The sequence below is a fragment of the Candidatus Merdisoma sp. JLR.KK011 genome (assembly GCF_036941125.1).
In the GTDB taxonomy this organism is placed as follows: Bacteria; Bacillota; Clostridia; order Lachnospirales; family Lachnospiraceae; genus Laedolimicola.
Genome location: NZ_JAYWSZ010000003.1, coordinates 2,079,509 through 2,099,696 on the forward strand (window position 1 = coordinate 2,079,509; position 20,188 = coordinate 2,099,696).

The window sequence follows — 20,188 nt, forward strand, 5'->3', positions numbered from 1 at the left end:
CCCTTTCCATTCCGGTTCCGCCCAATGGGCGTCCTTGCACCAGACGCCCATTGAGTCTGCTTTTTATTCTGCCAGACGGCAGGTCTCTTTTTCTCTCCAGAAGGATTTTCGACAGATTTCCTTCTGATTATAATTATCTATCACAACAACGCTGAAATCTCCCAGCACATGCTCCTCCCATCTCCAGGTGTCAGCGGATTCCCGCCAGACCTTCAGCCCGTTCTCCAGCTCCAAGACCTCCTGGCCTTCCTTCCGGTTGTTGAGCCCGGAAATAGAATAGACCCCTGCGCCGTCGTTCAGAAAGAGGGTATAGTCTCTTCCGCAGATCCAGTCTATGAGCTGCTCGCCTCTCCTTACGGTGAGTATGGAGTCATTGACAGCCTCTGCCTGCCCTTTGGTAAAGGGCACTGTGCCGAAATCCTCCGGATAAAGCACTCTGATGTCGCTGCTGAGCTTAAGCGCTCCGTAGGTATTGAGATGATTGGCATCTACAAAGCATTTCCTGTCATAATTGGTAATCCAGTCTACAGTGATTTCGGGATAATCCTTCTGCAGATTGCCGTAGAATTCATGGAACTGGGCCTTGTATTCCTCTGTAAAGCCCACATTTTCTGGATGAGGCAGCTTTACAATGCGTACCTGGATGCCATTTTCCACGCACATTGCAATCAGCCTTCTATAGTAGTCCTCAAAGATGGGATTGACATAGAATTCCTCCAAAGCTGCCTTTTCGCCTCCTTCAAATTCATCCGCCCCCCTTGCCACATAGCGCCCCCGGTGGAGCTCATCTCTTTTCTGGGTTTCCACGTTCTTCTCATAGCGCTGGTTAAAGCCGGAATTCATAATGGATGCAATATATTTGTTAGGCAGGAACAACTCATAAGAGATAAAGTCCGTCTTATACGTATCCGTAATTATGGTAGGCTCCCGGAAAATCTCCGCTGTCCGCAGGATCTCCAGATTCTGCTCCCTCCGGAACCGGTGGGAGTACATCGTCCTTGTCCAAAAGCAGTCCTCCATAATCATATGAGCGTCCTGAAAGCTGAGATAACAGACCCTGGGCGCCCTATGGGTGGTAAGCCAGTCCTGGAGGACATAGTAATTTTCAACCGGCGTCATTCCGCCCAGGGACAGATTGATGGCGGTATCCGACAGCACTTCCGGCATATAGGCCGCATTTGCCATGGAATCTCCCAGAATAATGGTGTCGTAATAACAGGTTTCTTCCGAATTGACCTTTTCTTTGTTCCAGAGATAATGAGGGGACTCTTCATCCATATAACCCAGAGGATTGAACCATGTATAGGCATAGATGGCAATCATGGGAAGCATGACGCAGATGCCCTTTATTGCTAATTTTATGATATGTTTCATAATGATACCCATTCCTTTCCCTTGGCTCAGGCATAAAAGCTTATAACATTTTTCATTTTCAATCTATGTAAGCCTTGCTCAAAACTGAAAGTATATAAATTCCTGTCCTGTGATATCCAGGGAAAATGTGATCAAAACCACGATTGTCCAATATACGGCGTACCGGAAAAGGGCGTTCTGCCTGGAAAGCTGCTCCATAACATTGATTTTGCACTCCCCCAATATGCTGTAAGCAGCCAGCAGGAGAAAGGCCAGCAGGAGAATGGATATATTTCTCTCATTCAGCCCAAGCTCATAGAGACCGTTGTTCAGCAAAAGTCCTGTATTGGACAGTTCAAAGGACTGCCGCAGAATCTGAAACGCCGCCGCCATGGTGTCTGCCCGGAAGAAGATCCAGGCAATGTCCACCAGGAAAAAGGTTTTCAGAATCCGTAAGACTTTCCAGGAAAAGGTTCCGGTATTCACATGGAGGCTTCGGCAAATGCCGCTGGCCGCAGGCTCCAAAAGCTCCCCGGCGATCTGGTACAGTCCGTGAAGAGCTCCCCAGAACACGAAGGTAATATCGGCCCCATGCCAGAGGCCGCTGACCAGAAAGGTAATCAGAATGTTCCGGTACTTAAGCCCCTTTGTCTTTCTGCTTCCTCCCAGGGGAATGTAGAGATAATCCCGAAGCCAGGAGCTTAAGGAAATATGCCATCTTCTCCAGAAATCTTTTATGGTTTCGGCAAAATAGGGCTGTGAGAAGTTCTCCATCAGCTCATAGCCCAGAACCTTGGCCGCTCCCTTTGCGATCACAGAGTAGCCCATAAAATCCCCGTAAATCTGGAAGGCAAACAGCACATTTGCCAGAATCAGCTGGAAGCCCCGGTAGGAGGCGTAATCCCCGTAAACGGTATTTACCAGAACAGCGCATCGGTCGGCAATCACCATTTTCAGAAAAAAGCCCCAGAGCATGAAAAGAAGCCCCTCACGTACCCGGCAGTAATCAAATTTTTTCGGCTCGGACAGCTGCCGCAAGAGATTTTTTGAACGCTCGATGGGGCCGGCCACAAGCTGGGGGAAGAAGGACACGAACAGGGCATAGCGGAAAAAATTCTTCTCCGCATAAATGTCTCCCCGGTACACATCCATGGTGTAGCTTAGGGCCTGGAAGATGTAAAAGGAGATTCCCACCGGAAGCAGGATGTCAAAGGCCGGAACCTGGAGCTCAACATGGACTGCCCTCAACAGCTGTCCCAGGAGATCCAGCATAAAGTTTATGTATTTGAAATAGAATAAAATGCTGAGATTCAGCACAAAGCTTCCCGCTACCACCCATTTTCTGCAGGCAGCGTTCTCTTTTGCACGCTGGATGAGCAGGCCGCTTAAGTAAGTAATGGCCGTTGACGTGAGCAGCAGCAATGCGTATCTTGCATTCCAGCACATATAAAAGTAATAGCTCGCCCCAAGCAGCCACAGATTCTTGACCCGGCGCGGCATAAGGAAATACATTAGTACCACGATGGGAAAAAATATTAAAAATCCCATGGAATTAAACAGCATACGTATCCTCCATTCCAGTTCTCCATTCCAGTTCCGTAATATCCCTCAAAGTACACTGGTATAAAATCAATTTCCAGCCACAAAAACATGTGTCTGTAAATCGATTTTTGCACTTTGAAGGATATTACTGTTTCCAGTTCCGTAATTTCCTTCAAAGTACACTGGTATAAAATCAATTTCCAGCCACAAAAGCGTGTGTCTGTAAATCGATTTGTGCTTCCTCTACAATAACATAAGCCGTCCCTTCCTGCAATGTCACTTCTTCGGTTTCCCTGGATTTTTTTGCCGCAGGCAGTCGGCTTATCACGGTAAAAATCCTCCGCCCTGCGGCGAAGGAATCTACTTACAATTCAATCATTTTGTATCCTGCATAGGGGCTTCCTCTGCGCCTGCATCCATTGCTCCCGGCGCACTCCTACTTTTCCCGTCTCTTCCCTGTCATCTCTTTTACCCTAAGCCGCAGCAGTCTCGTCCTTGGAACCACTGCCTCATTATAACGGAATCCTGCAGGAACGGGATAATGCTCCATCAAAATATCCAAAGCCTCCAGTTTCTCCTCCTCCGGCACCTCCTCCATCACGCCGAAGCCGATCACACTCTCATAGCACATCGTACAGTTTCCCTGCTCCATATCCGTATAAAGGGTATGCCCGCAGTCCATCTCAAAGCAGACCTTATTGTTCTTTGCCAGAAGCTCATACTTCTTTCCCTCTAAAGCCCCGTGAAAATACAACACAACCTGGGTTCCGTCCGTCTCTATGCCGAAATTCAGCGGCACCACATAAGGATACTCTTCTCCCTGCATGGCCACACGGCAGACATCGCACTTTTTTATCACCTCTATCATCTCGTCAAAATCCGAAATTTCCCTGTCTTTTCTTCTCATTTCTCTTTTTCTCCATTCCAGTTCCGTAAGCATCAGCCAGTACACCTTCTTCTAGATCAATTTCCAGCCGCAATTCCTGCGTCTGTAAATCGATCTGTGCACTGACTGATGCTTACTGATTCCAGTTCCGTAAGCATCAATCAGTACACCTTCTTCTAGATCAATTTCCAGCCGCAATTCCTGCGTCTGTAAATCGATCTGTGCACTGACTGATGCTTACTGATTCCAGTTCCGTAACACCCAATACCTGCTCACGTAACAACAGGGTGGAAGTATCTCCCACCCTGTGATTAACTCTACTATGACGTTTTCCTTCGTTCTTGTCAAGCGTTTCAAAAAGATTTAACAATATTTAACATTTTTGCAAAATTCTGCGGAATATTTGTTCTATCTGGCTGCAGCGGCGCTCCTGCATTTTCTGACGCCCTTAAGAAGGTAATAAAAGAACAATATATTAAGAGCTGTCTTGGAGAATACCTCTGCCGCATGGTAGGTAAATACATAGGATAACATCATGTGGACTGCGATAATAACTGCTATCATTGCTGCTGCCTTTGACATTTCTTTTACTATTTTTTTCATTTTGAAAACCCCTTTTCTTTTTTGTTTTTATTTTCTGATATAAGAATACCAGCTTCCTGTTTCCCGTTCCATCGATCTACCTTACAATTTTGCGCAGCAGCTTACATTTTTGTAAGACTGCAAAAAAGAAAAGAGTCCTTTCCGGTTCATCTGCCTAACTTCAAGTCTGTTGATGGTGCACGGAGGCCACCTGACACTCCGGACACACCTCCACATAGCAGTTACCCTCCATAAAATCCAGCATCTCCCATGAGAGCTTAGCCACAAGCTTCATGGGCCTGCCGCAATCAGGACAGGGCGTGTACTCCCAGTCCTGGATCCAGAAGGGGAAGCCGCCAATGGTACTGCTCTCATCCCAGTCCGCCCCATAGAAGAGCGGGGCCGGCTCTTCTGCCAGCACATAGGGATTGTCTCCCATCTGCTCCACGCACTCGTCCTCCATGGCCTCCTCACAACCGCTCTCATAGGGGAAAATGGGTGTGCTGCCTCCGTCCAGAGTGAAACGGGAGTAGGACGGGCTGGCCCAGGGGATGCAGCCAAGACAGGCAGTTGCAGTGAAGATGCCGTCTATGCCCAGAAAGCGCAAACGCTCGTCCCGGCCGTCCAGCACTAGAAAATCCGACAGCCTGCCGCCGCACTGTGGGCACCGATCCTTTCGGGAGCGGAAAATACGGGCGGCGCCGTTCCGGGCCCGATCTCCCTTGACGAGAGGATAGCAGGTGTCGAAATTCAGCTGCCGCCGCTTCCCGGCCTTGTCAAAGGTCCAGCCGCCGCACTGAGCATACACCGAAGGATCCACATATAACTTCTTCCGCCAGGGGCGTGGGTGCTGCTCCAGCTCAAAGAGAATCTCCAGCGCCTTATCGTCCCCCTGCATGGCCAAACAGCACATCAGAGCTCCTGCCATCCGCGAGTCTTCTGTCTCCAGCAGCTTGGCAGTCAAGCCATCACGCACGTCCTCTGGGGCATGATAGTAGATCTCGCTGGGTTGAAACACTTCTTTCTCCAGAGCCGCCCGAGCCAGCTGTGGAGAAAATACGCCATGGACATTGATGAGTCCCTTCAAGTCCTTGTCCCACCAGTCGTCCTTCAAACGTTCTACATGATCGATGAGGTTCTGTAATTTTTCCTGAACCTGCTCTTGAGTCCAGTCCTTGGGCGGGATATACGGGGATTCGGCCATTATTATCAGCTCCTTTTCATTTCTATAGGGTCTTTGTCTGCTGCAAGCTTCCAAGTTTCGGATCTCTTTGTTAAAATCCGCTTTGCCGCATTGATTATAGCACAGTTAATTTCAAGCATCAATGTGCGATTCGTGATCTTCCTTGTGGGACAGCTTCCCCATCACGCTTACTGCCAGGGTTAACAGTCCGATGACTACAAAGATCCCCAACATTCCCTTTCCCATTATTTCCAATGAAATAATAAAATTCTGCCACATGCTTTTCGCCTCCTATTCCAGTTCCGTAATGTTTTCCAGTTCCGTAATATTTCTCACTGTACACTTGATCTAAATCGATTTCCAGCCACTTAATGCTGTGCCTGTAAATCGATCTACAGATACGCCGACACCAGCCCGATGATTAGGCCGCCGGCGATCACGGATGCAATCTGTCCGGATACGTTGGCTCCGATTGCATGCATGAGAATGATATTTCCCGGATCCTCCTCCAGGGCCATTTTCTGCACTACCCTGGCTGACATGGGAAATGCGGAAATTCCGGCAGCGCCAATCATGGGATTAACCTTTTTCTTCCGGAACAAATTCAGAAGCTTCGCCAGCAGCACGCCGCCGATGCTGTCAAAGATAAAGGCAATCAGGCCAATGCCCATAATTACAAGGGTATCCACATTTACAAAGGCCTCCGCCCGCATGCTGAAGGAAATAGTGAGCCCCAGAAGCAGCGTAATCAGATTCGCCAGCACATTCTGGGCCGTATCTGACAGAGTTCCCAGTACGCCGCACTCCCGAATCAGATTGCCGAACATAAGGAATCCCACCAGGGCCACAGACTGGGGAGCCGCCAGCCCCACCAGGAAGGTAGTCAGTATGGGAAATGCAATCCGCATCCCCTTGGACACTGTGCCCGGCGTGTACTCCATCCGAATGCAGCGTTCTTTTTTTGTTGTCACCAAACGGATAGCAAAGGGCTGAACGATAGGCACCAGCGCCATATAAGAATAAGCTGCCACTGCAATGGCTCCTACGTATTTTGAATGAAGAATCTGGGACACCAGAATGGAGGTGGGCCCGTCTGCCGCCCCAATGATTCCGATGGATGCTGCGTCCTTTAAATCAAAGCCCAGGAGCACCGCCGTGCTTAAGGCAAAGAAGATGCCAAACTGGGCGCCTGCCCCGAACAGGAACATCGAGGGCATGGACAAAAGCGGACCGAAGTCAATCATGGCTCCGATCCCGATAAAAAGCAGGATGGGCAGAGCTTCCGACGCCTCGATTCCCACATCAAAAAGCCACTCAATGATTCCGTTTACTTCTCCGATTCCCTCCACATTCTGATTGATCACGCCGGACAGGGGCAGATTCACAAGAATCGCTCCAAAACCCATAGGCAGTAACAGTGCCGGCTCATAGCCCTTTTTTACTGCCAGATAAATCAGCAGAATGCCGATACCATACATCACTGCCTGCTGCCAGGTAATCTGCAAAAAACCTTCCCATAAAAATTCCATATCATCTCCTCCTACTCCCCATTTTCCAAGCCGCCCCTGGTCATCCGACGGCCGTCTTCCATGATGATAGCAAACCTTTGCTCCTCACCGCTCTCTTCTTCGCATATTGTCACATCATAGTCCTCTGTAAAAATACTGTCATAGACCCTTGTAGTATGCGACAGCTCCAGGCTGTCATTTTGATAGCGGTAAAGCTCTGTCTGCGTGCCTCCGCTGCTGCTTCCCCAGGCCTGCTGCAGCAAAAAGCAGCCTTCCTCCATATGAATTCCCCGGTAAGGATCTCCCCTCATTCCTCCGGCATCCCTATCCCATATGTCAACCTTATGCAAAAGCTCCCTAAAGGATCCGTCCGCCTGCCCTAAAATTATCACCAGGCGGCGAGGATAATTGTAACCATACTCTCCTTCTATCTCTCCAAATGCCCCATCCACAACAAAGGCAGCATCCAGCCGTCCGTCGCCGTTTATATCCCCTTCTGCATAATCGATACACTTATATTCTCCCAGCTCCGGCCACTTCTTCTTTATCTGATCTGAGACTATTTTCAATTGTTCCTCTGACGGCAGCTGAGGCTGGATAAAAAGTATCGGGACATACAATAGGGATTTCAGATTCTTACAGGGATTTCCGCCCACAGATACATACATCAGCTCTTCCTTTCCTTCCAAGGGCGAAAGATCTTCAATCTGATTACCAGAAAGCCCTGCCTGATTTAAATGCGGCAGCCCTGCCAACGGGGAGATATCACGAATCTTATTTCCATCCAATGACAAATCATAGAGATTTTTAAGTCCTGCAATAGGTGATAAATCATGGATTTCATTCATAGCCAGTCCCAGTCTCTCAAGCCGGGACAAGCCTGACAGCGGCGTTATATCTGTAACGGAATTAAAATTCAGATTCACTCCACGCAGCTTTGACAGGCTGCTTAAAAATGATATGTCACTTATTCCGCACTCCTGCAGCCCCAAGTCCTCCAGCTTAGACAGCTTTCCAACGGTTTCCATGTGGGCTGCCTCTTGATTTCCGGCCAGGGACAGCTCCCTAAGCTTTGTGAGATTTTCCAGAACTGCCATGTCATCCACAGGGGTCATAAAAAGGGACAGACTCTCAAGCTGAGGCATTTCCTTTAAAAATACAGTGTCTTTTAATTGACAGTTGATTAAAAAAAGCTCCGTGACAGTATGCATTTCTCCCAGAAAGGACAGGTCGGTTTCTTCCCCTTCTGCATAGCTGATTTGCAGCTGCTTCAGTTCAGATAGCTTTGCAATCGGCGAGAAATCGTCAATTCCGGAATCGTCCCATGGTTTAAATTCAATTGACAAATTTTTCAGATGAGGGAGATACTCCAAAGACTCCAGGGAACAGAAGGGCGTCCCATAAGCGGGGCACCACAATTCCAGACTTTCACATTTATCCAATTTTTCCTGGATCACCGCCTCTGTATCTTCCTCTTCGATTCCTGCACAATAACAGACACAATTCCAAAAGCCTGGGTCTATCGACAGCAGCTTCTCCTTATTGAAGGCAGCTTTGGCCTCCTCTTCTGTCTTTGCATCCTTCGGCGCTTCTTCTTCCCCTTCCCTCTGCTCTTTACTCTTTGGCTCTTCCCTGTTTTCCGCTGGCAGCGAATGACATCCGGCCAAAAGCAGAGCACACAAAAGCATCTGGCACAAAAATGTCTTCCGCTTTTTTCTCCCTATCATTCTCATCCGTACATCCTCCCCTGTTTCTCTGCCCGTATCTCCCTCCAATCCCCGGTATCGGAAAAAAAGAGACCTCTGGCATCTTCTGCCAAAAGTCTCGTTCTTTCGCACCGGAAAGTGTGCAACCATGACGCGGTACGGCATTGCCCTCAGCGGGCTGCTTCTGCCGATATCTGCGCCAGGGAATGTTGATTGCACTTTTTAACTACTCCCTTTTGTTCTTTTTACCTTAACACACTCCCCGGATTCTGTCAATCAGGGAAAATTCTTGTTTTCTTTTTTTCAGAGCATTCCCTTTCTCGTCTTCACTCCACAAAGGAACGGCTCATAATATAGAATTCCTCCTGGCTGGCGCGGTGCGCCTTTTCCATTTTCTCCAGGCCATCGTCATAGCGCCCTGCCTCTTCCTCATCAATGCGCATCACTGGACTGTCATAGTAAAACCATGTCCTGCCGTCCAGTGCGCCTTCCTTTAGCTCCTTCACCATCATGGCCGCCGGGAATTTCTTATTCTCCAGGCAGACATTGTATTTTTTGCAGCACTGAAAGCCGCTGCTCACATAATTCGCAGGACTTCCGAAGATCACAATCACATATAATCAAAGAGTAAATAACCCCCAACGCCGGCTACGACTGCATCACCATCGGCATCGAAACAGGAGACGACAAGGCCCTCAGCTTCATGCACAAAGGCTATCTGTCCCAGGACATCCTGATCCAATGCAGGCGTCTTGACCAGGCAGGTATCCACTACCACTTCTTCTACCTCACCGGCATATCCGGCGCAGGAAGAGGCCAGGAGAGCGCAAAAGCCACCGCAAAAACCTGAAACACTTATAACTAAAAAATTCATCAAACCCAGATATATGGGGATGTTGTATTTCCCGGCATCCCCATGTATCTGCTCATCACTTTTTACTTAATTCTGAGCATTCGTATCCATCTGAGCAGCGAAAATTTTGCCGCACAATTCTGCATATTCATCATAAGAAATTTCAGTCCCATTCCACGTATATTTCACCCCAGCCTCCGCATCATTGACGTCAAACTCTTCACCGAAATTCATTTCTGCAGCTAAGTTATCCGCCCCTTCATATTTTTCCATATGGTAATATTCAAATCCTGCACTCGATCTGTTGCTATACATAATCCATACGGCCCCATTATAATAGGTATAAGAAAGCTCGAGAGCAGTCCCCCCCGCCACAGCAAATTCATATACCTTGTTATCACGCGCATCCAGATATATTCCGCCATAGGGCCCGTTAATAATCAGTTCATTTTCTCCATCATTGTCAAGATCGGCTTTCTCCCCAATAGAATAAGAGTCCCACTCCCCAGAATCCATATTTAAATCTGTAATGGAAAACCCCGATGTCAAATCCGCGGAATCAACTGCATTTATTGAGCCATTGATAAACGAATCCAACAATTCATCCGCTGTTGCTTCTAAATCTGTATCTCCATCCTCCCGCCCGCTGCTTTCCTGCTGATTTATAACAGAATCCCCTTCATTGACGGCTTCCTCTTCTTCTGTCTCTGAATCTGCAGATTCAGCCGCCTGTGCACTGTCTTCCTGCTGATTTGCGGCAAATTCCTCCATATCAACCGTATCATCCCCTTTCGCCCGCCCACAAGCAGCAATATTCAAAGCCATTAGAAAAGAACATGCCCATATCATTATCATTTTATATCTGTACATAGATGCCTCCCAGTAAATCATCACTACAATTTTTATGGAATCAAACAATTTTATTATACTTGCACATGCACACAATTCAATTAAGATTTTCTTAATATCCCTGGTTGTTTCCGCAATCGGCTTCTTCCTATTACAATGCTTTCCTCCAGCTTTTTTACCGCCATAGGAAAAGCAGCAAAAGGGGCCTTACCAGCGCTGACCAGGCAGGTTTTCTTCCTAATCCCCCTTATCCTGGTTCTTCCGCTCCGTTTCGGAATCCTAGGCGTATTATTCGCAGGACCCCTTGCCGACTTTTCAGCATTCATACTGTCCATTATATTAGTCACCCAAGAATAAAAAAACCAAAAAACATCAACATCTCCCCTCCCCCAAAAACCAGGAACCGGAGCAGCCGGAGGATTTTCCAATATCCAGTGTCCGGCTGTTCGCGAACACGCTGACTGATATGGACGGACATTGACCAAAAAACCTGGGAAGCCATAAAAAACTCCCCAGGTCAATGTCCGCCCAGAGCAGGCAGCGTGTACGCGAACCGTCCGAACACCGGATATGGAAAATCCTCCGGCTGCTCCGGTTCCGTCCCTCCCACACCTACTCCTCCACAATCCTCCTACTCCCCACATAAGTAGCCCAAAAATACCCCCCATAAATCAGTGCAATAAAAACCGCCGTAAACAAAATAGCCCCAAGCTGCGACCCCCCATTAAGAATCACCAGCATCCGATTCACAAACTGCACCCCAAAAACCGCATGCACAAAAGCCAGTAAAAGCGGCAGCAAAAAGAAAATCCCAATCTGCCGAAGCAGCGCCCCGCGAACCATCCCCTGATCTGCCCCCAGCTCACGCAGAATCCGATACCTATCCCGGTTATCCGAAGCCTCCGACAACTCCTTAAGAGCCAAAACCGCCGCACTGGAAATCAAAAAGATCACCCCAAGATAAAGCGCTATAAACGTCATAATCGCCCCAATCCCGATACTGCTCTCCCGAAGGGCAATCTTCGAAAACACATAAATCGGCGTCCGCTTTGTGGCAGCCTCAATCCGGGCCTCCAAAGCCTCCCTTTCCTCCTCAGAATCCGCTCCGTAATCCCCGGCCAGATAATTGCTGTAAGGCATAAATTCCCCGTCTTCAAAAGCGCTGTCCGGCAAAACATAGAGCCCCAGAAGCGACCGTGAGCTGTTCATACTCAGATACCCTTCCTGAGACTCCTCAAACCTCGGCACATACTGCCTCCCTCCAATGGTAAGAGGCGCCCCGGCCCGAAGAGCCATATCCCGAATCGCCTTCATGGAATCAAAGGTACACAAAAGCAGATACTCATCCTCCTCAAGCTCATAAGCGGGAATCCCATAAACCTCCGCCATCCGGTTATACGCCGAGAGCGGCACCAGCTCCTCCCTCTGAGACCAGTCCAGCATCGGGAACTGCTCCATCACCTGCTCCTTACTCGCCCCCAGGGTACTCTCCCAGGTCAGCCCAGGCAGCACATAAGAGGTAGCCTCCGCATATCCCTCCTGAAGCACCTCCCCAAGAGCAACCCCCTCTCCCAAAAGATACTCTTCAATCCCCTTTCCTGCGTCCTCAAAAGACTGCCTCTCATCCGCCTCCATCCCCTTCGTCATACACACATCCCGGGGCGTCATGGCCTCAAGCTCCGCTGTCATGGACTGATTCACACTCACCCCGCAGGAAAGCACGCCAATCGTCATAAACAGCATCAGGCAAATCACTGTCATAGAAAAAACCATCGTATTGATCCGGCTGTTCATCTGCCGGAACACAAAGAGATTCAGATCCTTCAGATAAAAGCTCCTTCTCGCCTGGACAACCCGAAGCAGAATCCCCGACAAAGACCAGAAAAACAAAAATGTTGCCGCACTTCCCAGAAAAATCAAAAGCAGCGTCCGGTTCCGATTCAGCGTTCCAAAAAGCCCCAGTACACTGAGATAACAATACCCAAAAACTCCCAGAGAAATCACAAACAGCACCCCGGAAACAACAGGATTCTTCATCCGCACCTTCTCGTTTTTCCTGCCTGCCGTCAGAAGATCCAGAAGCTTATATCTGGAAATGGCCGCTGCATTAAAGAGAATCACAAGCAGATACATGATTCCAAAATAAACCATGGTTTTTCCTGCCGCTTTAGGAGAAAACACAAAGGTATAGGCCGACATATCCGCCTCAAACATCCGGGCCACCAGAATCGACATCAGCTGAGAGGCAAATACGCCAATCACAAGGCCGACCCCCAGGGAAATCACCCCAATCAGCACCGTTTCCCCCAGAAGAATCCGGGAAATGGCTCCCCGGCTCATACCAAGCGTCAGATACACCCCAAACTCTTTTTTCCGCCTGCGGATCAGAAAATTGTTGGCATACACAATCAGAAACCCCAGAATTACGGACACAAAAACAGAAACCCCTGCAAGCATTGCAAGCATAAGCTGAATAATTTCTCTTGTGGAAGCAGACACAGACTGCATAACCCCCTGAGAATCCAAAGCATTAAATACATAAAAAATCGCAACCCCCAATACAAGTGTGAGAAAATAAATGGTGTAGTCCTTGATACTCTTTTTGATATTCCGGAGCGATAATTTAAACAGCATCATTTAAATCACCTCCCAGCAGCGTAACCACATCAATAATCTGGCCGAAAAAGCTCTTCCTGTCCTCTTCTCCCCGACAGATTTCCGTAAAAATCCCGCCATCCTTGATAAAGAGGATGCGCGAGGCATAGCTTGCCGTAAAAGCATCGTGGGTTACCATAAGAATCGTAGCCCCAAGCTTCCCGTTCATCTCCTCAAAGCACTTAAGCAGCATACGGGATGCCCTGGAATCCAGCGCACCCGTGGGCTCGTCGGCCAGAATCAGCTTTGGGTCTCCAATCATTGCCCGGGCAGAAGCCGTTCTCTGCTTCTCGCCGCCGGAGATCTGGTATGGATATTTATTTAAAATCCCGGAGATCCCAAGCCTTGCCGCAGCCTCACGGACACGCTTCTCAATCTTCCCCGGCGCCACACGCCGGATGGAGAGGGCCAGGGCGATATTTTCATAGACCGTCAAGGTATCCAGAAGGTGGAAATCCTGGAACACAAAGCCTAGCTCCTCCCTGCGGAATTTGTTCAGGGCACTGCCCCGAAGCTTTGTGATATCCTTCCCTCCTACCCTGATCTCTCCGCTTGTTACCCGGTCAATGGTGGAAATGCAGTTTAAAAGGGTGGTCTTTCCGCTTCCGCTGGCCCCCATAATTCCCACAAACTCGCCGGACTCAACCTGGAAGCTGATATTGTCGATGGCCTTGGTGACGCTTCCCTTGCTTCCGTAATATTTTTCAATATTGCTGACACTTAAAATTACACTCATGGTACGTCTCACTCCTTTTATTAAAAGTCGCTGCGCGACGGCACTAAAGGGTAAAGCTGCTTCGACTTTACCGGCCGGCGCTGTTTTCGTTTTTTGAAGCTTCTGAAATATTTCATACTCTGATTATAGGAAGCTTCCTCTCTTCGTACCATCGAAGTTCCTTACTCCTGCCTTTCATTTTCGTAAGCTTTGCCTTTTATATTACATCCGCATAGCTCCCCCGGGGAAAAATAAGCCTTACCTCACAGCCCTCCCCTTCCGTGGAAGCAATCTCAATCCCGTGCCCCAGCCGGCCGCACAGCTTCTTGCAGAGATAGAGCCCCAGTCCCGTGGCCTGCCTTGCCTGTCTTTCCCTGCTGCCCGTAAAACCCTTCTCAAATACCCGGTCCAAATCCCTGCTCTTAATCCCCCGTCCATTGTCCCTTATGGCAAGCGTAACCTGCTCCTGCTCCTCATTTCCCGTAAAGGAGAGCTTCAAGGTCTCTTTATCCCCATACTTCACACTGTTGGACAAAATCTGATTCAGTATAAAAGCAAGCCATTTCTCATCGCTGTACACAACGGTTTCAAGCCCATTCATCTCAATGGAAGCACGTTTCGCAATCAAGGCCCGTTTGTTCCTTTTTACCGCCCAGGTCACAAGGTCTTTCAGCTTCACCCGGCGGATGAGATAATCCTTCTCCACATGGGCGCTCCGGGCATAGAAAAGAGCCTGCTCCGTATAGTCCTCTATCCGCTCAAGCTCCGCCTCCAATTCCCTTGCGTTTTCCGTCTGGTGATTCTCTACCATCAATTTTCCTGCGGCAATGGGCGTCTTTACCTCGTGAATCCACAGTTCAATGTATTCCTTGTATTCCTGTTCCGCATTTTTGTAATAATTCACATGATCCGTCATGGACTTTCCCAGATCCTCCAGAAGCTCCTTTAGCATCCGCTCCTCCTGGTTTGCCGGGTATCCAAGCATTTCCGGCAAAAGATATTTTTTATCAAGGCTCCCAATGCTTTCCATTATATTCTGAAAATAAATCTTCTTCCTGCGAAACTCCTGCCAGGAAACCAGAAAATACGTCCCATAAAAACAAAGGGCCGTATATATGCCGATCCAAAGGCTTGCCCGGACTGTAAGAAGAAAAATCTCCACCGTGGCAAGCACGCCGCTCACAAATAAAATCTGTCCCACACGCTCTCTTACATAGACTCCGTATCGCATAACAGCACGTACCCCAATCCTCTCTTTGTCTGAATCACATTCCGGACTCCGATTGCTTCCAGTTTTCCCCGAAGACGGGTCATATTGACCGTCAGGGTATTGTCGTCCACAAAAAGCTCACTGTCCCACAGATGGGAAATGAGATCGTCCCTTGATACAATCTCGTTCCGGCGGCGGGCAAGGCAGTCCAGAATCCGCAGTTCATTTTTGGTCAGCTCCGCGCTCCCCTCCTTTGAGGCAATAACGGCTCTGGCCACATCCAGGGTAAAGACCCCAAGCTGCTGCTGTTCCTTCACGACCGGTTCACGGTAAACCCGTTTTAGGACGGCCTCTATCCGCGCCAGCAGAATCTGGAGGTGAAAGGGCTTTGTGACAAAATCATCCGCTCCCTGGCTCATGCTCATAAGCTCCGCCATCTGGGTATCCTGGCTGGTGATCACAATCACCGGAAGCTCACAGGTTTTTCGAAGCTCACGGCAGAGATACAGGCCGTCCGTCCCCGGAAGCCCCAGATCCAGAAGCACCAGATCCGGCTTCGCTTCCAGAATCGCCGCCACCGTATAGTCCCCTTCCGGCAGGCTTTCCGCCTGGTAGCCGTTATTTGTCAAAAAAATCCCAAGCTCACGGCAGAGCTTTTCGTCATCCTCTACAATCAATATTTTCCTCATTATAATCTCCGTTCCCCTGCTTTCTTCTTGTAAGTTATTTTCTGTTTTAGTATAGCACGTTCCGGAGTTTGTGCAAGTGAAAGGCTTAGCTTCGGCTTTAAGGCTAAAAAGAAAATTTCCTGCGAAGCATCCGATTCACCCCGCAATAAATAAGACATACCACAATCCCCGACACCGCCATCCGCAAAAGCACTATGGGCCACATCAACTGCAGGCGGGCCCAATGGTAATCGCTGAATCCGCTCTGCATCACAAATACAGACAATCCAAGAAACCCAACAGGCAGAAGCATCCCCAGTAAGAAGCTTACAATGCCTCCCAGAATGGCATTGGTTCTCTGATATACCCGTATCCGTTTCATATAATCAATTTCCATTGCTTCCTGTCTTGCCGTTTCCATAGAATCCCCCTCCATTTTCTCCGTAATTCTTTGATAATAGGCTCTGCACGATTCACAGGTCTCCAAATGTGCCTCAAGCTCTCCCCGGGTCTCCCCGGATACAAGGTTTTCCGCATACAGCGGCGCCAGATCACGTGCCAGCGCACAGGAAATGTTATGTTTCATGCTTCTCTGCCTCCCTTCTAATGATCTCTTTTCCCCGGTAAAAATTCACCCGGGCCCAGTTTTCACTCTTTCCCATAATCTCTCCAATCTGCCCAAAGGTGAGATTTCCAATCAGCCGCAGATACATGACCTCCCGGGCCGGCTCCTTCAGGCCGTGAAGCAGCTTTAGGATCTCCAGATTGTCCCACTGAAGGCTTAGCTCTTCCTCCGGCGAAGAGGCTTTTGCCATATCTGCCGTTTCCTCCAGGGGCTGCGTCCTGCGGCTCTCTCTAAGGTGTGCAAGCCAGAGATTTTTGGCAATTCCGCACAGCCAGGTGGAAAGCTTACTGCCGCCCCGGAAGGTATCAATGGTTCTGACAGCCTGGAAGAATGTCTCCTGGGTCAATTCCTCCGCCAAATCCTGATTCCGGGTTCTGCTCAGCAAAAACGCATACACGGTCTGGGCATGCTTCTGATAGATTTCCTCAAGAGACTCCATTTTCCGTATCCTCCTTTCCTTGATCTGCACATGTTTTTTGTGCATTTTCATAAATAGGTGTTAAAAAAAGAGGGTTCGTTACAGTTATCAATAAAAAAAATAAATTTAAATCCTATTTTATCCCAAAACCCCGCCCATGGCAAACACATACCCCCAATTTACAGGAAACGAGCTCCTATCCATTGGGGGTATCCAATCTGCTTTTTATTTAAGTAACTGCCAAAGTGCTTTTCGATCACTGTCAGAAATGCTTAATACATCCATAGACTGTTCCGCAGACCATCCCATTTTTTCCATAAGGTTCTTAATGTTAGCGAACATTCTCTTCCTAAATAATGGAAAGATTTGTCTGCCTCCAATACCTTTTTCAATTTATCCTTATCTCTTGCATACTTGATAAATGACAACACTTCTTTCAAAGAACTCTGAAATTTTCCAAAATCTTTATCTGCTATTGAAGCTGGTGCAAGCAAGTTATAGCATACCATAGCAATCTAGCTTTTACAAGCTGCTCTGTCTCATTGTTTTTGGGCGTTTTTGGAGGCTTTATTCTTTTTGTAATCGTTTCGGTGATTTCATTGGAATTTATCTATTGTTACTGCTTCTTTTTGCTGTGTTCTTAACATGTAATGTCGGTTTTTGTATGAATTTTACACGAGCTTTCATGTGAATTTTATTGTAAAGAAAGACACTTTTTTGTATAATTGAAGTATAGCAGGAGTAGGATATGTCATATCTTGTGTCACATATTTTCAGAAATCGAGGTGATAAAGTGCATGACGATACAAAGCAAGCACAGGAGGTCATGGCAAAGCGTACCGCAAAAAACAGCGTATTCCTTGACCTTTTTCAAAATAAGAGTTATCTGCTAAAGCTGTATAAAACGCTCCACCCAGAAGACACCACAGCAACGGAGGACTCGTTGACTGATGTAACGATAGAAAATGTGTTGACTGATAATCTGTATAATGACTTAGGTTTTATTGTCAATAATAAACTTATGATTCTTATAGAAGCACAGTCTACATGGACAATGAATATTTTAGTAAGAGTTTTGCTGTATCTGGCACAAAGTTATCACGAATATTTTCAACGTACCAGCCAAAACTATTACAAAAGCAAGAAAGTAAAAATGCCGAAGCCTGAACTTTATGTGATTTTTTCAGGAAACAAAGGGAGGAAACCCGATAAAATATCTTTATCTAAAGAGTTTTTTGAGGGTGCGGATATTGACATTGAAGTAAAAGCAAAGGTTATTTATGAAAGTGATAAGGGCGATATCATCAATCAGTATATTATTTTCTGCAAAGTTTTTAACGAGCAGACAAAACAGCATGGAATGACACAAAAGGCAGTTATGGAAACAATCCGCATATGCAAGGACAGGAATGTTTTAAGGGAATATTTGCTTGACAGGGAAAAGGAGGTTGTGACGATTATGATGAGTTTGTTTAATGAAGAACAGATTATGAAGTCTTTTATCAGAAGTGAAAGGCATGATGCAGATAGGGAAACTGCAGAAAGAATGATTAAAGATGGGGAAATATCTCTTGAAAAGATTGCATGCTATCTACCGTCTTTATCTATAGAGGAATTAAAGGAACTTGAAGCAGAGGTCTTACAATTAGTGTAACTAGCAAAACGATTTCATATCAAGATAGCAGGATAAAAGGTGCATGGGGGAGTAACATGTAAAACTTGTGCTCTTTTTGTTTATAGGGGGTGCTTTTTGGGTTTTGGCTCCGGTCGCCGGGCACCTCGGAAAGCCGAAGGCTTTCCTCGGTTTGCGGCTGGCGCCGCATACAAAAGGAAAAGCAAGAGCCGCCTGGTGTGCCAGCACCCCATTCGGCTCTTGCTTTTCCTTTTGTGCCCGGCTTGTAGCTAGATAATAATGCAAACTAGCCCGCCGTTGCTGTCGTTTACTATTTTTTGCATTGTCTCTTGTAGTTTTACTTGGCTTTCGTCGCCTATTTGATAGATCTTTCCGCGGATTCCGTCTTCTACTAGTTCTTCTACTGATTTTCCGAAGATGTTTGTGCTCCAGATGCTCTCGTTTTCTCCGCTGCTGTCTTTTAGATATGTAATGAGATCTTTGGCCTGATCTTCGCTTCCTACGATTGGTGCGATTTCTGTCTCGATGTTTGCACGGATTAGATGGATGCTTGGCGCAATGGACCGGATTTTGACGCCGAATTTGTTCCCTTGATGTATAAGCTCTGGCTCTTCTAAGGTGATTTCCTCCTGATCCGGCATCACGACGCCGTAGCCCTTCTGCCGCACGGAGGTGATGGCGGTGGCTACTTTTTCGTATTCCTTTTTCATCCTGGAGAGCTCGCGGATCAAGGACATCAGCTCGTATTCGCCCAGAATTTCGCTTCCGGTCAGCTCGCTTAAAAGCTCATAATAGTAGCGATCGTCAATCTCCAGATTTACCCGGGCGGTTCCGCTGTCCATGTGAATCTGATCCAGCTTCATCCGATCAATGAATTCGCTCTCCATCCAAAGGTTTTCCGGTGTTACATCCCGGATGGTGTTGAGCTTCCCTGCCAGATCCTTAAGCTTTGCAATCACATCCTGCTTGATGCGGTGCTCCATAGGCAGCATTTCTACCCATTTCGGTACATAGCATTCCACTTTAGCCAGAGGGAATTCGTAGAGAATCTGCTCCAGTATCCGGGTGACATCCTCCTTACGGAGCTGCTCGCAGTTCACCGGCAGCACGGAAACGCCGTATTTCTCCTCCATCTTGGCTGCCATGCCGGAAACGGCGTCGCTGTAGGGCTTCTCGGAATTTAAGAGGATGACGAAAGGCTTTCCAAGCTTTTTAAGCTCCCCTACCGTCCGCTCCTCCGGTTCTATGTAGTTGTCCCTGGGAATATCCCCAAAGGAACCGTCGCAGGTCACTACGATTCCGATGGTGGAATGATCCGTAATTACCTTTTTTGTCCCCAGCTCTGCCGCCTGGGTAAAGGGCACCTCATAATCGAACCAGGGCGTCTTAACCATCCGCTCTGCGTCGTCCTCCATATGACCCTCAGATCCAGGCACCATAAAACCCACGCAGTCAATCATCCGTACCTTCACCGCAACATCGCCGGAAATCCGTACCTCTACGGCCTCCTTAGGGATGAATTTGGGCTCTGTCGTCATAATCGTCTTTCCTGCCGCCGACTGGGGCAGTTCATCTCTGGCCCTTGTTCTTGCATTTTCATCCTCAATGCCCGGAAGCACGCACAGATCCATAAACCGTTTGATAAAGGTAGATTTTCCGGTGCGTACCGGCCCTACCACGCCCAGATAAATCTCGCCGCCGGTCCGGGTCTGTATGTCTTTATACAAGTTATATTCGGAACTTTTATCCATAACAATACCCCTTCCATATATGCTTTTACAATATATGTGAAGGGGGTTGTT

General features: G+C 47.9%; 18 protein-coding genes and 2 pseudogenes. 2 read left to right on the forward strand and 18 right to left on the reverse strand.

The window, feature by feature from the left end; translation table 11 throughout:
* Positions 1-63: 63 nt before the first annotated feature.
* The 10 genes and pseudogenes from VV089_RS11250 to VV089_RS11295 form a co-directional block, all read right to left on the reverse strand.
* A complete protein-coding gene (locus tag VV089_RS11250; RefSeq protein ID WP_334335932.1) occupies positions 64-1,374 on the reverse strand; it encodes a hypothetical protein in 1,311 nt (436 codons plus the stop codon).
* A 78-nt stretch (positions 1,375-1,452) separates the two neighbouring features.
* Positions 1,453-2,916, reverse strand: coding sequence for an MBOAT family O-acyltransferase (locus VV089_RS11255; RefSeq protein WP_334335933.1), 1,464 nt, complete (start codon positions 2,914-2,916; stop codon positions 1,453-1,455).
* Positions 2,917-3,088: 172 nt separating this feature from the next.
* A complete protein-coding gene (locus VV089_RS11260; protein WP_334335934.1) occupies positions 3,089-3,223 on the reverse strand; it encodes a hypothetical protein in 135 nt (44 codons plus the stop codon).
* Positions 3,224-3,331: 108 nt separating this feature from the next.
* The gene (locus tag VV089_RS11265; RefSeq protein ID WP_334335935.1) at positions 3,332-3,802 is read right to left on the reverse strand and encodes a pyridoxamine 5'-phosphate oxidase family protein; all 471 of its coding nucleotides are present in this window, start codon (positions 3,800-3,802) and stop codon (positions 3,332-3,334) included.
* Positions 3,803-4,189: 387 nt separating this feature from the next.
* The gene (locus VV089_RS11270) at positions 4,190-4,384 is read right to left on the reverse strand and encodes a hypothetical protein (RefSeq protein WP_334335936.1); all 195 of its coding nucleotides are present in this window, start codon (positions 4,382-4,384) and stop codon (positions 4,190-4,192) included.
* Between the two features lie 160 nt (positions 4,385-4,544).
* A complete protein-coding gene (locus VV089_RS11275; protein WP_334335938.1) occupies positions 4,545-5,567 on the reverse strand; it encodes a hypothetical protein in 1,023 nt (340 codons plus the stop codon).
* A 111-nt stretch (positions 5,568-5,678) separates the two neighbouring features.
* Positions 5,679-5,825 (reverse strand): hypothetical protein, encoded by a 147-nt coding sequence (locus VV089_RS11280; RefSeq protein WP_334335939.1) that lies wholly within the window; start codon positions 5,823-5,825, stop codon positions 5,679-5,681.
* A 113-nt stretch (positions 5,826-5,938) separates the two neighbouring features.
* Positions 5,939-7,075, reverse strand: a complete 1,137-nt coding sequence (locus tag VV089_RS11285) for a sodium ion-translocating decarboxylase subunit beta (RefSeq protein WP_334335940.1) — start codon at positions 7,073-7,075, stop codon at positions 5,939-5,941.
* Positions 7,076-7,086: 11 nt separating this feature from the next.
* Positions 7,087-8,787 carry a leucine-rich repeat domain-containing protein gene (locus VV089_RS11290; RefSeq protein ID WP_334335941.1) on the reverse strand — a complete coding sequence of 567 codons (1,701 nt, stop codon included), beginning with the start codon at positions 8,785-8,787 and terminating at the stop codon, positions 7,087-7,089.
* 299 nt (positions 8,788-9,086) lie between these two features.
* Positions 9,087-9,374: pseudogene (locus VV089_RS11295) on the reverse strand (GNAT family N-acetyltransferase); the annotation flags it as partial.
* Between the two features lie 29 nt (positions 9,375-9,403).
* Between VV089_RS11295 and VV089_RS11300 the strand changes: the two are divergent.
* Positions 9,404-9,601: pseudogene (locus VV089_RS11300) on the forward strand (radical SAM protein); the annotation flags it as partial.
* A gap of 99 nt (positions 9,602-9,700) precedes the next feature.
* On the opposite strand, the gene VV089_RS11305 reads toward VV089_RS11300, so the two are convergent.
* The 7 genes from VV089_RS11305 to VV089_RS11335 form a co-directional block, all read right to left on the reverse strand.
* Positions 9,701-10,483: a hypothetical protein gene (locus VV089_RS11305; protein WP_172542112.1), complete on the reverse strand. Its 783-nt coding sequence runs from the start codon at positions 10,481-10,483 to the stop codon at positions 9,701-9,703.
* Between the two features lie 591 nt (positions 10,484-11,074).
* A complete protein-coding gene (locus tag VV089_RS11310) occupies positions 11,075-13,099 on the reverse strand; it encodes an ABC transporter permease (RefSeq protein ID WP_334335942.1) in 2,025 nt (674 codons plus the stop codon).
* Positions 13,086-13,853 carry an ABC transporter ATP-binding protein gene (locus VV089_RS11315; RefSeq protein WP_172542110.1) on the reverse strand — a complete coding sequence of 256 codons (768 nt, stop codon included), beginning with the start codon at positions 13,851-13,853 and terminating at the stop codon, positions 13,086-13,088. Before VV089_RS11315 ends, VV089_RS11310 begins: the two co-directional genes overlap by 14 nt.
* A gap of 196 nt (positions 13,854-14,049) precedes the next feature.
* Entirely contained in the window at positions 14,050-15,033 is a 984-nt protein-coding gene (locus tag VV089_RS11320; protein ID WP_334335943.1) for a sensor histidine kinase, read from the reverse strand.
* Between the two features lie 8 nt (positions 15,034-15,041).
* Positions 15,042-15,731, reverse strand: coding sequence for a response regulator transcription factor (locus VV089_RS11325; RefSeq protein ID WP_334335944.1), 690 nt, complete (start codon positions 15,729-15,731; stop codon positions 15,042-15,044).
* 103 nt (positions 15,732-15,834) lie between these two features.
* Complete coding sequence (locus tag VV089_RS11330) at positions 15,835-16,296, reverse strand: zf-HC2 domain-containing protein (protein ID WP_334335945.1); 462 nt, start codon at positions 16,294-16,296, stop codon at positions 15,835-15,837.
* A complete protein-coding gene (locus VV089_RS11335) occupies positions 16,286-16,774 on the reverse strand; it encodes an RNA polymerase sigma factor (RefSeq protein ID WP_334335946.1) in 489 nt (162 codons plus the stop codon). Before VV089_RS11335 ends, VV089_RS11330 begins: the two co-directional genes overlap by 11 nt.
* 727 nt (positions 16,775-17,501) lie before the next feature.
* Between VV089_RS11335 and VV089_RS11340 the strand changes: the two genes are divergently transcribed.
* Positions 17,502-18,407 carry a hypothetical protein gene (locus VV089_RS11340; protein ID WP_334335947.1) on the forward strand — a complete coding sequence of 302 codons (906 nt, stop codon included), beginning with the start codon at positions 17,502-17,504 and terminating at the stop codon, positions 18,405-18,407.
* 248 nt (positions 18,408-18,655) lie between these two features.
* On the opposite strand, the gene spoIVA is transcribed toward VV089_RS11340, so the two are convergent.
* Entirely contained in the window at positions 18,656-20,137 is a 1,482-nt protein-coding gene (gene spoIVA / locus VV089_RS11345) for a stage IV sporulation protein A (RefSeq protein WP_172542096.1), read from the reverse strand.
* Between the last annotated feature and the right edge of the window lie 51 nt (positions 20,138-20,188).